The following is a 12,862-nucleotide window of genomic DNA, read 5'->3' on the forward strand; positions in this document are numbered from 1 at the left end:
TCAACACCTCTTTTTCTCCGCTTTCGACCGAGAAGATCGAAACGTCCATAAGGCCAAACCCACCTGCCTTACCGACTCCTTCTGGGCTTCGATGACCTGAAGCAACTCGCTGTCGAAAACTGCGTAACTCTTTGTTTACCAAGGAGTTTTCCGTTTCGACTGCGCCGGAAGTGGGGCGAATTATAGACTTCTGGAATCTGCCGTCAACACCTATTTATGCTTTTCTTGCAGAAGAGGTCTTTTTAGCTATTAAACGTGGAATTCGACGTGTCACAGCGGGGATGCGCAGCACCAATAGCGCTCCCCCTATAGCTGCATAGATGGACCACTCCTTCAGATCGGCACGCACGATCCACAACATATGCAACAGCCCAAGCCCGAGAACCACATAAACAAGCCGATGCAGTTTCTTCCAGCGCATCCCCAGTCGCCGCTGACTATAACGATTGGAAGTCACCGCCAACGCCAATAAACACAAAAAGCCCAGCGTCCCGACAATAATATACGGTCGCTTGCGCAACTCGGCGCCCAGCTGCGACCAGTCAAATCCAAGAATGAACGCCGTATAGCCGCTCAGATGCAGAACCACATAGGCGAAGCACCACAACCCGAGCTGCCTGCGGACGGCAATCCAGCCTGACCATCCGGTGAGCTTCTGTAATGGCGTCATGCTTAAAGTAATAAGAAGCAGGATAAGCGTCCCCAGCCCCAGCCGATCCACCAGCACTTTGCCAGGATCAGGCCCCAATACGTCTTCCCAGGCCTGATACAACCAAAGCAGCGGCCATACCGCAGCAGCTATAAAGACGCCAATTCGCCAAAAGGGAAAACGCATCAGTAATTCTTCCGCAGATCGAGCCCTGCGTAGAGAGAAGCGACTTCATCGGAGTAGCCATTGAACATCTGGGTATCCCGCACATTTGGCTTGAACAAGCCGCTCGGCAAACGACGCTCGCGAGCTTGCGTCCAGCGTGGGTGATCGACCGTGGGATTCACGTTCGCGTAGAAACCATATTCATCGGCGGCAATGCTCTGCCAGGTAGTTTTTGGCTGCTCGCTGACCAGACTGATCCGCACAATGGACTTGATGCTCTTGAAGCCGTACTTCCAGGGCACGACCAAACGCAGCGGCGCTCCGTTCTGATTCGGCAGTTCACGCCCATACATACCTACCGCCAGAATCGCCAGCGGGTTCATTGCCTCATCCAGTCGCAGCCCTTCTATATAGGGCCAGTCGATCAAGGCAAAGCCAGAACGCTGTCCAGGCATGCTTTTCGGATCCTGCAGCGTTTCGAATCGGATGAATTTCGCCTTCGACGTTGGCTCGACTTCCTTGAGCAATGCAGAGATGGGGAAACCAATCCAGGGAATGACCATCGACCAGGCTTCAACACAACGCAGACGATAGATCCGTTCCTCCAATTGATAAGGCTTCATAAAGTCTTCCAGCGCATACCGACCCGGCTTACCCACCTCCCCGTCCACCACCACACTCCACGGCTCGGTCTTCAGCGCGCCCGCATTGGCCGCCGGATCACCTTTATCGGTACCGAACTCATAGAAGTTGTTGTAGTGGGTTGCGTCCTTGAAGGGCGTGATCGCCTCATCCTTGACGTTGACCGCCCCCCACTTGGTAGAAGGAAGCTTTTCGGCAAACCAGGAAGGCGCCTTGCCAGGTTCGACATCGGCATAACGAGCAGCATCGTCGGCACTGGCCCAACGCGGCAGACTGCTCACAGCCAAACCGGCAACGGTTGCGCCCAGCAGGCTACGTCGGGAGAGATAGAACGATTCAGGCGTGACGTCCGACTCATGGCAGTCAGACGCTTTGGGGACTTTGATCAGCATGGCAACTCCGCAGCATTGGAGGACAGATGCACCAATAGACTGCGGAGTATGAGCGAAATTACATCACTCGGCGTTTTTGTGGCGACGAAGATGCAACAGGTACTGCACCGGGCCAGAAGCCGCGTAAGCAAGGAAAACCAGCAGCAAAATACGCGGAGGATCACTGAACACCACGGCAAACACCAGAACCACCGCCAGGATCGCGACAAAGGGAACACGCCCCTTCAAGTCCAGCTCCTTGAAGCTGTTGTACTTGATGTTGCTGACCATCAACATGCCCGCAGCCGCGACCATCAACGCAACCAGGAATGACATCTTGGAGCCCTGGATCCCGTAATCGCTGAATGCCCAGACAATCCCGGCAACGACACCTGCAGCAGCCGGACTGGCCAGACCGATGAAGTAGCGTTTATCAGCCGTGCCAACTTGCGTGTTGAACCGCGCCAGTCGTAGCGCGGCGCCAGCCACATAGATGAAGGCAACCATCCAGCCGACCTTGCCCATGTCACCCAGGGCCCAGCCAAATGCCAGCAACGCCGGCGCGACACCAAAGGCGACCATATCCGACAGCGAATCGTACTCGGCGCCGAATGCACTTTGGGTGTTGGTCATGCGGGCGACTCGACCGTCCAGGCCGTCGAGCACCATGGCGACAAAAATCGCGATCGCGGCAAAAGCGAAATACTTGCTTGCGCCTATTGAATCACCTGCACTCAGGGCGCTCTGGGCGCTCATTGAGTTGATGATGGAATAAAACCCTGCGAACAGGTTCGCAGTGGTGAACAGATTCGGCAGAAGATAGATACCACGATGCCGGACTTTACGACCTTCAGCGTCATGCCCTTCCTCGATGTGCTCATCGATGGGCAGCAGGCTTTCGGCGTCAGAAGCCTGGTTTGGCTCTTCGGGACGTTCGCTCATGGACATTACCTTGCAACGGGGTGGAAAGTTTCGACAGGTGTCTGGGACGACGGTTCGGCCGCAAACGATGCAGCTTTATACCAGAACCGACCGCCCAAACGAAAAAACGCGGCCTAAGCCGCGTTTTTTGTACAAGTGCGCGACTTAGTTTTTAGCTTTGTCGACGATCTTGTTGGCACCGATCCACGGCATCATGGAGCGCAGTTGCTCGCCGATGATCTCGATACCGTGAGCGGCGTTGTTACGACGCTTGGCGGTCATCGAAGGATAGCCGGTTGCGCCTTCGCTGATGAACATCTTGGCGTATTCGCCGTCCTGAATACGTTTCAGGGCGTTGCGCATGGCCTGACGGGACTCGGCGTTGATCACTTCCGGACCGGTCACGTACTCGCCGTATTCAGCGTTGTTGGAGATCGAGTAGTTCATGTTGGCGATACCGCCTTCGTACATGAGGTCAACGATCAACTTCAGTTCGTGCAGGCATTCGAAGTAGGCCATTTCCGGCGCGTAGCCAGCTTCAACCAGGGTTTCGAAACCGGCCTTGACCAGTTCAACGGTACCGCCGCACAGAACGGCTTGTTCGCCGAACAGGTCGGTTTCAGTCTCGTCCTTGAAGGTGGTTTCGATGATGCCGGTACGACCGCCACCGACGCCAGCGGCGTAGGACAGTGCAACGTTTTTGGCGTTGCCGGAAGCATCCTGGTAGATAGCGATCAGGTCAGGAATACCGCCGCCTTTGACGAACTCGGAACGCACGGTGTGGCCCGGGGCTTTCGGCGCGATCATGATCACGTCGAGGTCGGCGCGCGGAACAACCTGGTTGTAGTGGATCGCGAAGCCGTGGGAGAAGGCCAGAGTGGCGCCTTTCTTGATGTTCGGCTCGATTTCGTTCTTGTACAGGGCCGACTGGAATTCGTCCGGGGTCAGGATCATGACCAGGTCGGCAGCAGCAACGGCGGAAGCAACGTCGGTCACTTTCAGGCCGTGAGCTTCGGCCTTGGCAACAGTGGCCGAACCTTTACGCAGACCAACAGTAACGTCAACGCCGGAATCTTTCAGGTTGCACGCTTGAGCGTGGCCCTGGGAACCGTAACCGATGATGGCAACTTTCTTGCCCTGGATGATCGACAGGTCACAGTCTTTGTCGTAATAAACTTTCATGAAATTCCCCTATATATCCAGGCCGTTCAGGCCATTCGCTAATTTGGTTTAGATGCTGAGTACTTTGTCGCCGCGGGCAATACCGGTTACGCCGCTGCGGACGGTTTCCAGAATCGAGGCGGTACCAATGGACTGAATGAAGCTGTCGAGCTTGTCGCTGGTACCGGTCAATTGAACGGTATACACGCTAGCGCTGACATCAACGATCTGCCCACGATAAATATCGGTGGTGCGCTTGATCTCGGCGCGCTGGGCGCCGGTGGCCTTGACCTTGACCAGCATCAGTTCGCGCTCGATGTGAGCACTCTCCGACAGGTCGACCAGTTTGACCACTTCGATCAACTTGTTCAGGTTCTTGGTGATCTGCTCGATGACTTCATCGTGACCCACCGTGGTTAACGTCAGACGCGACAGGGTCGGGTCTTCGGTGGGTGCCACGGTCAGGCTTTCGATGTTGTAGTTGCGCTGCGAGAACAGGCCGACTACACGAGACAGAGCGCCAGGTTCGTTTTCCAGAAGCAAGGAAATAATGTGCCGCATGATTAAGTACGCTCCGTCTTGCTCAGCCACATATCGCGCATGGAGCCGTCTTTGATCTGCATCGGGTAGACGTGCTCGCCAGCGTCGACCTTGATGTCGATGAACACCAGGCGATCCTTCATGGCGAACGCTTGCTCCATCATCGGCTTCAGATCTTTCAAATCCGTGATGCGCATGCCGACGTGACCGTAGGCTTCAGCCAGCTTGACGAAGTCGGGCAACGATTCCATGTAGGAGTGCGAGTGACGCGCGCCGTAGCTCATGTCCTGCCACTGACGAACCATGCCGAGTACGCCGTTGTTAAGCAGAACGATCTTCACCGGCAGGTCATGCTGCAAGCAGGTCGACAGCTCCTGGATGTTCATCTGGATGCTGCCTTCACCGGTCACACACGCCACATCAGCGTCCGGGAAGTTCAGTTTCACGCCCATCGCGGCCGGAAAACCGAAGCCCATCGTGCCCAGGCCACCCGAGTTGATCCAGCGGTTTGGCTTGTTGAAGCGGTAGTACTGCGCCGCGAACATTTGATGTTGACCCACGTCCGAAGTGATATAGGCATCGCCCTTGGTCACTTCGTGGAGGGTTTCAATCACGGTCTGCGGCTTGATGATGCTGCCGTCACCCTTGTTGTAAGGGAACATGTCGCGATCACCGCGCCACTCTTCAACTTGCTTCCACCACGCAGCAACCGACTCCTTGTTAGGTGTCTCGCCGATTTCCTTGAAGGTAGCGACCATTTCAGTCAGCACACTTTCCACAGGGCCTACGATCGGAACGTCGGCCTTGATAGTCTTGGAGATCGAAGCCGGGTCGATGTCGATGTGGATGATCTTGGCGCTCGGGCAGAACTTCGACGCACCGTTGATAACACGGTCATCGAAACGCGCGCCGACAGCCAGGATCACGTCCGCATGGTGCATCGCCAGGTTGGCGGTATAGCTGCCGTGCATGCCGAGCATGCCGAGGAACTGACGGTCGCTGCCCGGATAGGCGCCGAGGCCCATCAAGGTATTGGTAACCGGTGCGTTCAGCAGCTGCGCCAACTCGGTCAACGGCGCGGAGCCGTTACCCAGGATGACGCCGCCGCCGGCATAGATGATCGGCCGCTTGGCCGCCAACAGCATTTCCACGGCTTTGCGGATCTGGCCCGAATGGCCACGAACCGCCGGGCTGTAGGAACGCAGCTTGGCTTTTTTCGGGAAAATGTATTCGAACTTCTCGGCCGGGTTGGTCATGTCTTTCGGAATGTCGACAACGACAGGACCAGGACGACCGGATTGCGCCAGGTAGAAGGCCTTCTTCATGACTTCAGGGATTTCCGAAGCATGCTTGATCATGAAACTGTGTTTCACGATTGGCCGGGAGATACCGATCATGTCGGTTTCCTGGAACGCATCGGTACCGACCATCATGCTAGGTACCTGGGCGGTCAGGATCACCATCGGGATGGAGTCCATGTACGCCGTGGCAATACCGGTAATGACGTTGGTCGCGCCAGGACCCGAAGTCACCAGAACGACGCCAGCCTTGCCGGTAGCACGCGCATAGCCGTCGGCCATGTGAGTGGCAGCCTGCTCATGACGAACGAGAATATGTTGAACAGCTGGTTCTTTGAACAGCGCATCATAGATATGCAATGCGGCACCACCCGGGTACCCATAGATATACTTGACGCCTTCGTCACGCAAAAAGCGGACGATCATCTCACCGCCAGATAAAAGCTCCACGTTGTCCACCTCTAAAACGCCAGAATACCGCCCACATAAGAAGGGACGGGTCTAATAGGTTTACTTCTCAGCAGAGCATGAGCGACGGTGGTCGCCGACTACGTCAGCACTGACTGAGCAAGTATTGGGATCGTCCCAAGTGTTGCGGGCCGTTCCCACCCAGCGCGAGGTAACGCGTTGCGGGTGTAACAGGTCGGCGCGGATGTGCGCCTCATGATCTGCTGAGTGGGTCTGCTTCTGGCAGTCCCTCTACAGCGGACTTTGGATTCTTCTGTTTCGTCCCCTGCAAGTCAAGTCGTCTATGTGCTTTATTGAAGTAAGCACATGAGAAAGCAAGAAAAAACCGCTAAACAGCAACTGTGTTAGCTTCAATTGCGCAACTCTGGCAAGGAAATGGCATGCGAACGTTCATTATGGTCAGTCTGCTGATCAGCCCTTTGTGTATGGCAGGACAGATCTACAAATGGGTCGACGCCCAGGGCGTTACTCACTTTGATGCACAACCGCCCCAAGGACAGGAGGCCACCACCGTGGTGACGCCCTCCTCGCCTGCCGGCAAATCGGTCACGCCGTCGCGCAGCACCGCAATCGGCGATCAACAGGCCATCGACAAGACAGTAAAAAAACAAGTCGCCGAGCAGCAAGCCCAGCTAAAGGTATTCTGCAATCAGGCGCGAACGAACCTGGCTCAATTGCAGAACAACCCGCGGGTGCGTGAAGAAGTTGACGGCGAGATGCGTCGCCTCAATGACGAGCAGCGTCAGGAACGAATTTCCGAGGCACAAAAACAGATCGAGAAAAACTGCCAGTAAATCCCTGTAGGAGCTGTCGAGTGAAACGAGGCTGCGATCTTTTGATCTTGTCTTTTAAAAAACAAAGTCAAAAGATCGCAGCCTCGTTTCTCTCGCCAGTTCCTACAAAGGATCGGGCATCAGCGGGAGGCGGTAATCAGCAGATCGAACTCTTTGAGCAAGACCTGCAACTGCCGATCCTTGCCTTGGACATTGCGTGCGGCGAAGACCATTTCAGCCATCTCCTGAATCCCCGATGCGTTGGGCAACGGCAGATCCTGCTCAAGGATGGCCTTCATGCGCGGCAGGAAGATCCATTGCAGCCACTGCTCGAAATCCAGCGTATCGACCGAAAACGGCTCGACACTGGACAACGCTTCAGCGGAGGGCGAAACCTCGTCCCACCATCCCTGAATTCGCAGTTCACGCTCGATCAGCAATAGCTGCTCGGCAATCTTCGGGAAGCGTGCATCCATCACGACGTAACCTTGGCCTTCTGACGGGCCTGTGCCGCACCTGCGGAATCACCCTGCTTCTCACGCGCCTGGGCGATCAATTCCCACAGGCTAGCCTGAAGCGCAGGACGACCATTGGCGAACGTCAGACCACGACGGGCGAATTGTTCAGCCTGCGGCGCATCGCCTTGAGCCATGCGCACCTGAGCCAGGCGATAAAGCACTTGCGGCTCGCGCGGCGCGACACGCTGGGCGCGCTCAAGGCTGGACGAAGCACCGTTGAGGTCACCGCTGGCCTGTTGCTGTTGAGCGGTGGTCAACAATGCCAGTACTGGACCGTCCAGTTGTTCATCGGCAGACAAGCCACCGCCGGTACTGGCCGAAGGAATTCCGCTCGGCGTCGACGGCATGCTGTAGCTGCCCTGATTGATTGGCGCCGACTGCACCGGCGAGGTATCAATCGGGCCGGGAGTAATCGGACCCGGCGTGATCGGCGCTGTGCTGATCGGTGCCGACGTCACCGCGCCACCTCCAGGAACCATCACCACCACACCGGTATCGCCTTGCGGAATTGCCTGAGGCTGGGCTTGCACAGGACGCTTCACTGTCGTTTGGCGGAAGCCGCCATTCGCCTGAATCCGCTCGCTATTCGAAACAGCGCTGCCGGAATCCACAACCGGAATCGAACCGCGCTGTACGGTGGAGCAACCGCTGAGCAAAGCCACGGCGGTAACCGCTGGAATCAACCACTTGTTCACTTGAAATCCTCTTTGCTTAGTTCATCCAGCCCTTGACCCAATCCATCACCGTCTCGCCGGAAGCAGGGCTTTCGCCACCGCAAGCGGCGCCGGGAGGCGGTTCACTGCCGCGAATATACGGCATCTGCACCGCACCTGGGCAGTTGGCATCGGAGCCTTGCCCTGTACGCGAATCGACCCAGGCCTGAACAACGTTGTCCGGTTGCGGCATGTCCAGCGGCAATGGATCGGCCTTGCGCATGAAACTGGTCCAGACCTGCAAAGCACCGGTGGCACCGGTGAACGGCGTCTTGCCATTGTCATCGCGACCCAGCCAGACCACCGCCAGCAAGTCCTGACTGAAACCTGCAAACCAGCTGTCTCGCGAGTCATTACTGGTACCGGTCTTGCCGGCCAGGGTCAGGGTTTTCGGCAAGACGTTATAAACCGAGCTGCCAGTGCCTTCACGCATGACCCGTTGCATGGCGTTCTGAATCAGGAAGATGGAGCCCGGATCGAAACGCTGTTCAATCTGGAACGGATAGCGCTTGAGCGGTTCGCCTTCGGCAGTCAGAACGCTACGAATCCCGCGCATCGGTGTATTGAAGCCACCGTTGGCCAGCGTCTGGTACATGGTTGCCACTTCCATCGGCGTCAGACCGCCAGCCCCCAGCAACATCGAAGGGAACGCCGGGAACTCGCGACTCACCCCAAGACGCGCCAGGGTCTTGAGGACATTCGGTACGCCCATCGCCAACCCGAGACGCGCGGTCGACAGGTTGTAGGAATGCGCCAGACCTTGATAGAGGAACACAGTCCCGTGGGAGCGGCGATCGTAGTTCTGGGGTTTCCAGACCTGGCCGTCCGCGCCTTTGACCGAGAAGGAGTCGTCCGACAGCCAACTGGTCAACGTGTACTGGCTCGGCTTTTCCAGGGCAGTCAGATAAACCGCAGGCTTGATCAAGGAACCGATCGGCCGCACCGCATCCAGCGCTCGGTTGAAGCCGGCAAAACTGGCCTGACGACTGCCGATCATGGCCTGGACTTCACCGGTTTCCGGGTTGGTCACGACCATCGCCGCTTCGACGTCATCCGAGCCTTTGCGCCCAGCCAGGCGCTTAAAAGTGTCATTGACCGAGGCTTCGGCTTTCATCTGCAGGATCGGATCGAAACTGGTGAAAATCCGCATGCCTTCTCCGGTCAAGTCTTCGTCGCGATAGTCTTCGCGCAGCTGACGCTTGACCAGATCGAGGAAACCCGGGAAAGAGCTGTCCGCCAGTTTGCCGCGAGTCGTCACGCCCAGTGGCATGTTCTTCGCAGCGGCGACTTGCTCGGCAGTGGCGACGCCTTGTTGCTCAAGGACATCAAGCACCAGATTGCGCCGCTCCAGCGCCCGCTCCGGATTGCGACGCGGGTTGTAATAGGACGGCCCCTTGACCATCCCCACCAGCAATGCGACTTGATGCAGTTTCAGCTCGGACAATGGCTGGCCGAAGAAGAACTGGCTGGCCAAACCAAAACCGTGCACCGCACGCTGACCGTCTTGACCGACGAACACTTCGTTGAGGTACGCCTCGAGAATTTCCTTTTTGTCGTAATGTAACTCAAGCAGCATCGCCATCATGGCTTCGGTGAGTTTACGGGTCAGGCTGCGCTCGCTGGTGAGGTAGAAGTTCTTCACCAACTGTTGCGTCAGGGTACTGCCGCCCTGGGTCATCTTGCCGCCAGAGGTATTGACCCAGACTGCCCGGGCAATCGACTTCGGCGACACGCCCCAGTGGCTATAGAAATCCCGGTCTTCCACGGCCACCAGGGTTTCCAGCAGATACGGCGGGACCTGATCGATTTTGATCAGAATGCGATCTTCGAGGTTTTTTGGGTAAATCCCACCGATCAGCAGCGGCTCCAGGCGCACCACGGACAGCTTCGAACCGTTGGTCGCCGAAAGTTCGGCTACATAATCGCCGGAGAACCGCACACGCACCGGCTGAGGCTTCTCAAGGCCTTCATAAAACTGGAAACCACGGGTATTCAAGTCGACGGTATTGCCGTTGACCGCCGCAGCGCCGGGGCCATTGCTGACGCTTTCACGTCGATAGCCCAATGCATCGAGCTCGGTGAGAAAGTCATCCTTGCTCAGCTTTTGGCCGGTGAACAGTTCAAGCGGGCGCGCATACACCTTGGCCGGAATGGTCCACCGTTTGCCGGAGAACTTCTCCTGGACCACGGCATCGAGGTAAACCGCGAACCCGGCGAGCACAACGAGGCCGACCAGGCTGAGTTTAAGGGCCCAGCCCAGCCAGGGGCTCAAGCCCTTGGAAGGTGGTTTTTTTGGGGTGCGGGGGGATCGAGTACGAGTCATGGCGGCGGATTATACGCACTTTATTCATACTCAACAGGAGCCCGCCGAGGTTTGCGTCAGGCGGACTTGTGGCCATAATGGCGGCCGTGAATTTTTCCCAGACTCTGAAGGATCGCCTGTGAGCCAGTCCCTGATCGCCGCCCTGCAAAACCCGGCCCTCTACCCGCATCCGGTAGACGGGTTCCAGGTCATCGAGACCCATATCTCCTGGGTCATTTTGACAGGCCCTTTTGCTTATAAAGTGAAGAAGCCGGTGAATTTCGGCTTCCTTGACTTCACCAGCCTTGATGCTCGCAAGCATTTCTGCGGTGAAGAGTTGCGCCTTAACCAGCGCCTGACCAAGGATTTGTATCTGGAAGTGTTGCCGATCACCGGCACCGCCGAAGCACCGCAACTGGGTGGTGAGGGTCCGGTTGTCGATTACGCGCTGAAAATGCGCCAGTTCCCACAAAGCCAGTTGCTCAGCACCCTGCAAGCCAACGGCGAACTGACCACTGCGCACATTGACGAGATGGCTGAGCAGATTGCCCAGTTTCACCTCAGCGCACCGAAAGTCCCGGCCGAACACGAAGCCGGCACCCCGGACAGCGTCATGGCGCCGGTGCGTCAGAACTTCGACCAGATCCGCCCGTTCCTCAGCGACAAGGCTGACCTGCAGCAACTTGACGCGCTGCAAGCCTGGGCCGAAAGCAGCTTCGAACGCCTCAAGCCGCTGTTCGCTCAGCGCAAGGCCGGCGGATTCATCCGCGAATGCCATGGCGACATCCATTTGGGTAATGCCACCGTGATCGATGGCAAGGTCGTGATCTTCGACTGCATCGAGTTCAACGAACCGTTCCGCTTCACCGATGTTTATGCCGACACCGGTTTCCTGGCAATGGACCTGGAAGACCGTGGCCTCAAGAGCCTGGCGCGTCGTTTCATCAGTCAGTACCTGGAATTGACCGGCGACTATCAGGGCCTTGAGCTGCTGAACTTCTATAAAGCCTATCGCGCGCTGGTTCGCGCCAAGGTCAGCCTGTTCAGCATGCCGGCCGAGGCCGACCCGGTGCAGCGCGCCACCACCCTGCGCCAATACCGCAACTACGCCAACCTGGCAGAAAGCTACAGCACCATTCCTTCGCGCTTCCTGGCCATTACTCACGGTGTGTCGGCCGTTGGCAAAAGCCGCGTAGCCATGCGACTGGTAGAAGCGCTTGGCGCCATTCGCCTGCGTTCGGATGTCGAGCGCAAACGTCTGTTCGGCGAGCAAACCGTACCGAACGATCCACAGGCCGGCATTTATAGTGCCGACGCCAGCGTCGCGACTTACAACCGTTTGCATGAGATTGCCGCCGTTATCCTGCGTGCCGGCTTTCCGGTCGTTATCGATGCAACGTACCTCAAGCGCGACCAGCGCGACGGCGCGGCGAAAATTGCCGAGGCTACCGGTGCTCCGTTCCTGATCCTCGACTGCAATGCGCCACAAGCGGTCATCGAGGGCTGGCTGGCGTTGCGTCAGGCCGACAACAAGGACCCGTCCGACGCCAACCTGGCCGTCATCGAAGCCCAGCAGGCGAATCGTGAGCCACTGACGCCAGCAGAAATCCTGTGCAGCAAACGCATCCAGACCAATGAAAGCGGGACCTTGGACACCGTCGTTGCGCAAATCCGTCAGCGCATGCCAGGGCTGTAAAAACTATTTCAGCCGTGAAGCCTTTGCCGGCTTCACGGCTGTCAAATAGTGGCACTATACTGGCGTCATAAAACCATCAGGTGATGCGACATGAGCCAGCCAAAACTTCTCGACACCCCGCTTTATGCCTTGCTGCACAAAGACGACATCACCGGCTTCAATGCCGAACGTGCCAGCCACGCCTCTGTCGACATGGTCGGCGGTGATTTTCGCGGTCTGGACCTGCGCGAGCTGAATGCCGACGGCGTCGATTTTACCGATGCCTATTTCCGCTCAGCCGATCTGCGCGGCATCGACTTCCGCAACTCTTGCCTGGAAGGCGCCAGCCTGGCCCACGCACAGATCTCCGGGGCTTATTTCCCGGCAGAACTGAGTGCTGACGAGATCCTGATGTCGATGAATTTCGGTACACGCCTGCGTTACCGCACCCGCTAAAAACGACGTTCCCGCCCGAAAGTCCAGCGCCCCCGCTTTGCGCTGGACGCTGTGTATTTTGCCGTAACAGACAACTCCCGCGCCCCTTCTCCTACTGCAACCGCAGACATTCCCCCAACGCATCGCGCCTTTCTCTTAGAAGCTTTTGCGTCGAAACCGACCAAACAATCACGCTTTTCCTACTGATGGCTACACTCCTGAGAAGCTCGC

12 protein-coding genes are annotated in these 12,862 nt (G+C 57.3%); 3 read left to right on the forward strand and 9 right to left on the reverse strand.

What is annotated here, in order from left to right:
• Positions 1-214 precede the first annotated feature (214 nt).
• From msrQ to HNR03_RS22310, 6 genes are all read right to left on the reverse strand, one after another.
• Entirely contained in the window at positions 215-835 is a 621-nt protein-coding gene (gene msrQ, locus HNR03_RS22285) for a protein-methionine-sulfoxide reductase heme-binding subunit MsrQ (RefSeq protein ID WP_259155770.1), read from the reverse strand.
• On the reverse strand, positions 835-1,848 hold the full coding sequence (msrP, locus tag HNR03_RS22290; protein WP_259155772.1) for a protein-methionine-sulfoxide reductase catalytic subunit MsrP: 1,014 nt from the start codon (positions 1,846-1,848) through the stop codon (positions 835-837). Before msrP ends, msrQ begins: the two co-directional genes overlap by 1 nt.
• A gap of 63 nt (positions 1,849-1,911) precedes the next feature.
• Positions 1,912-2,769, reverse strand: coding sequence for a CDP-diacylglycerol--serine O-phosphatidyltransferase (pssA, locus tag HNR03_RS22295; protein ID WP_222588460.1), 858 nt, complete (start codon positions 2,767-2,769; stop codon positions 1,912-1,914).
• A gap of 144 nt (positions 2,770-2,913) precedes the next feature.
• Positions 2,914-3,930: a ketol-acid reductoisomerase gene (ilvC, locus tag HNR03_RS22300; RefSeq protein ID WP_003212125.1), complete on the reverse strand. Its 1,017-nt coding sequence runs from the start codon at positions 3,928-3,930 to the stop codon at positions 2,914-2,916.
• Between the two features lie 48 nt (positions 3,931-3,978).
• Entirely contained in the window at positions 3,979-4,470 is a 492-nt protein-coding gene (gene ilvN / locus HNR03_RS22305; protein WP_003176102.1) for an acetolactate synthase small subunit, read from the reverse strand.
• A 2-nt stretch (positions 4,471-4,472) separates the two neighbouring features.
• Positions 4,473-6,197: an acetolactate synthase 3 large subunit gene (locus HNR03_RS22310; protein ID WP_222588461.1), complete on the reverse strand. Its 1,725-nt coding sequence runs from the start codon at positions 6,195-6,197 to the stop codon at positions 4,473-4,475.
• A 398-nt stretch (positions 6,198-6,595) separates the two neighbouring features.
• Between HNR03_RS22310 and HNR03_RS22315 the strand changes: the two genes are divergently transcribed.
• Positions 6,596-7,009 carry a DUF4124 domain-containing protein gene (locus tag HNR03_RS22315; RefSeq protein ID WP_222588462.1) on the forward strand — a complete coding sequence of 138 codons (414 nt, stop codon included), beginning with the start codon at positions 6,596-6,598 and terminating at the stop codon, positions 7,007-7,009.
• Positions 7,010-7,128: 119 nt separating this feature from the next.
• On the opposite strand, the gene HNR03_RS22320 is transcribed toward HNR03_RS22315, so the two are convergent.
• The 3 genes from HNR03_RS22320 to mrcB are packed head-to-tail and all read right to left on the reverse strand — an operon-like array spanning position 7,129 to position 10,542.
• Positions 7,129-7,464: a YqcC family protein gene (locus tag HNR03_RS22320; RefSeq protein ID WP_149418325.1), complete on the reverse strand. Its 336-nt coding sequence runs from the start codon at positions 7,462-7,464 to the stop codon at positions 7,129-7,131.
• On the reverse strand, positions 7,464-8,201 hold the full coding sequence (locus tag HNR03_RS22325; RefSeq protein WP_259155790.1) for a M48 family metallopeptidase: 738 nt from the start codon (positions 8,199-8,201) through the stop codon (positions 7,464-7,466). Before HNR03_RS22325 ends, HNR03_RS22320 begins: the two co-directional genes overlap by 1 nt.
• A 16-nt stretch (positions 8,202-8,217) precedes the next feature.
• Positions 8,218-10,542 carry a penicillin-binding protein 1B gene (gene mrcB / locus HNR03_RS22330; protein WP_222588464.1) on the reverse strand — a complete coding sequence of 775 codons (2,325 nt, stop codon included), beginning with the start codon at positions 10,540-10,542 and terminating at the stop codon, positions 8,218-8,220.
• A 118-nt stretch (positions 10,543-10,660) separates the two neighbouring features.
• Between mrcB and HNR03_RS22335 the strand changes: the two genes are divergently transcribed.
• Both HNR03_RS22335 and HNR03_RS22340 read left to right on the forward strand, forming a co-directional pair.
• Positions 10,661-12,217, forward strand: a complete 1,557-nt coding sequence (locus tag HNR03_RS22335; RefSeq protein ID WP_259155791.1) for a bifunctional aminoglycoside phosphotransferase/ATP-binding protein — start codon at positions 10,661-10,663, stop codon at positions 12,215-12,217.
• Between the two features lie 90 nt (positions 12,218-12,307).
• Positions 12,308-12,652 (forward strand): pentapeptide repeat-containing protein, encoded by a 345-nt coding sequence (locus HNR03_RS22340; protein ID WP_222588466.1) that lies wholly within the window; start codon positions 12,308-12,310, stop codon positions 12,650-12,652.
• Positions 12,653-12,862: the final 210 nt, after the last annotated feature.

The sequence above is a fragment of the Pseudomonas sp. JAI111 genome, assembly GCF_024809425.1.
Lineage (GTDB): Bacteria > Pseudomonadota > Gammaproteobacteria > Pseudomonadales > Pseudomonadaceae > Aquipseudomonas.

Coding starts and splice junctions, on each gene's coding strand:
- mrcB (WP_222588464.1), bottom strand. CDS start 10,542: ATGACTCGTACTCGATCCCCCCGCACCCCAAAAAAACCACCTTCCAAG.
- HNR03_RS22320 (WP_149418325.1), bottom strand. CDS start 7,464: ATGGATGCACGCTTCCCGAAGATTGCCGAGCAGCTATTGCTGATCGAG.
- msrQ (WP_259155770.1), bottom strand. CDS start 835: ATGCGTTTTCCCTTTTGGCGAATTGGCGTCTTTATAGCTGCTGCGGTA.
- ilvC (WP_003212125.1), bottom strand. CDS start 3,930: ATGAAAGTTTATTACGACAAAGACTGTGACCTGTCGATCATCCAGGGC.
- HNR03_RS22315 (WP_222588462.1), top strand. CDS start 6,596: ATGCGAACGTTCATTATGGTCAGTCTGCTGATCAGCCCTTTGTGTATG.
- HNR03_RS22340 (WP_222588466.1), top strand. CDS start 12,308: ATGAGCCAGCCAAAACTTCTCGACACCCCGCTTTATGCCTTGCTGCAC.
- ilvN (WP_003176102.1), bottom strand. CDS start 4,470: ATGCGGCACATTATTTCCTTGCTTCTGGAAAACGAACCTGGCGCTCTG.
- msrP (WP_259155772.1), bottom strand. CDS start 1,848: ATGCTGATCAAAGTCCCCAAAGCGTCTGACTGCCATGAGTCGGACGTC.
- pssA (WP_222588460.1), bottom strand. CDS start 2,769: ATGAGCGAACGTCCCGAAGAGCCAAACCAGGCTTCTGACGCCGAAAGC.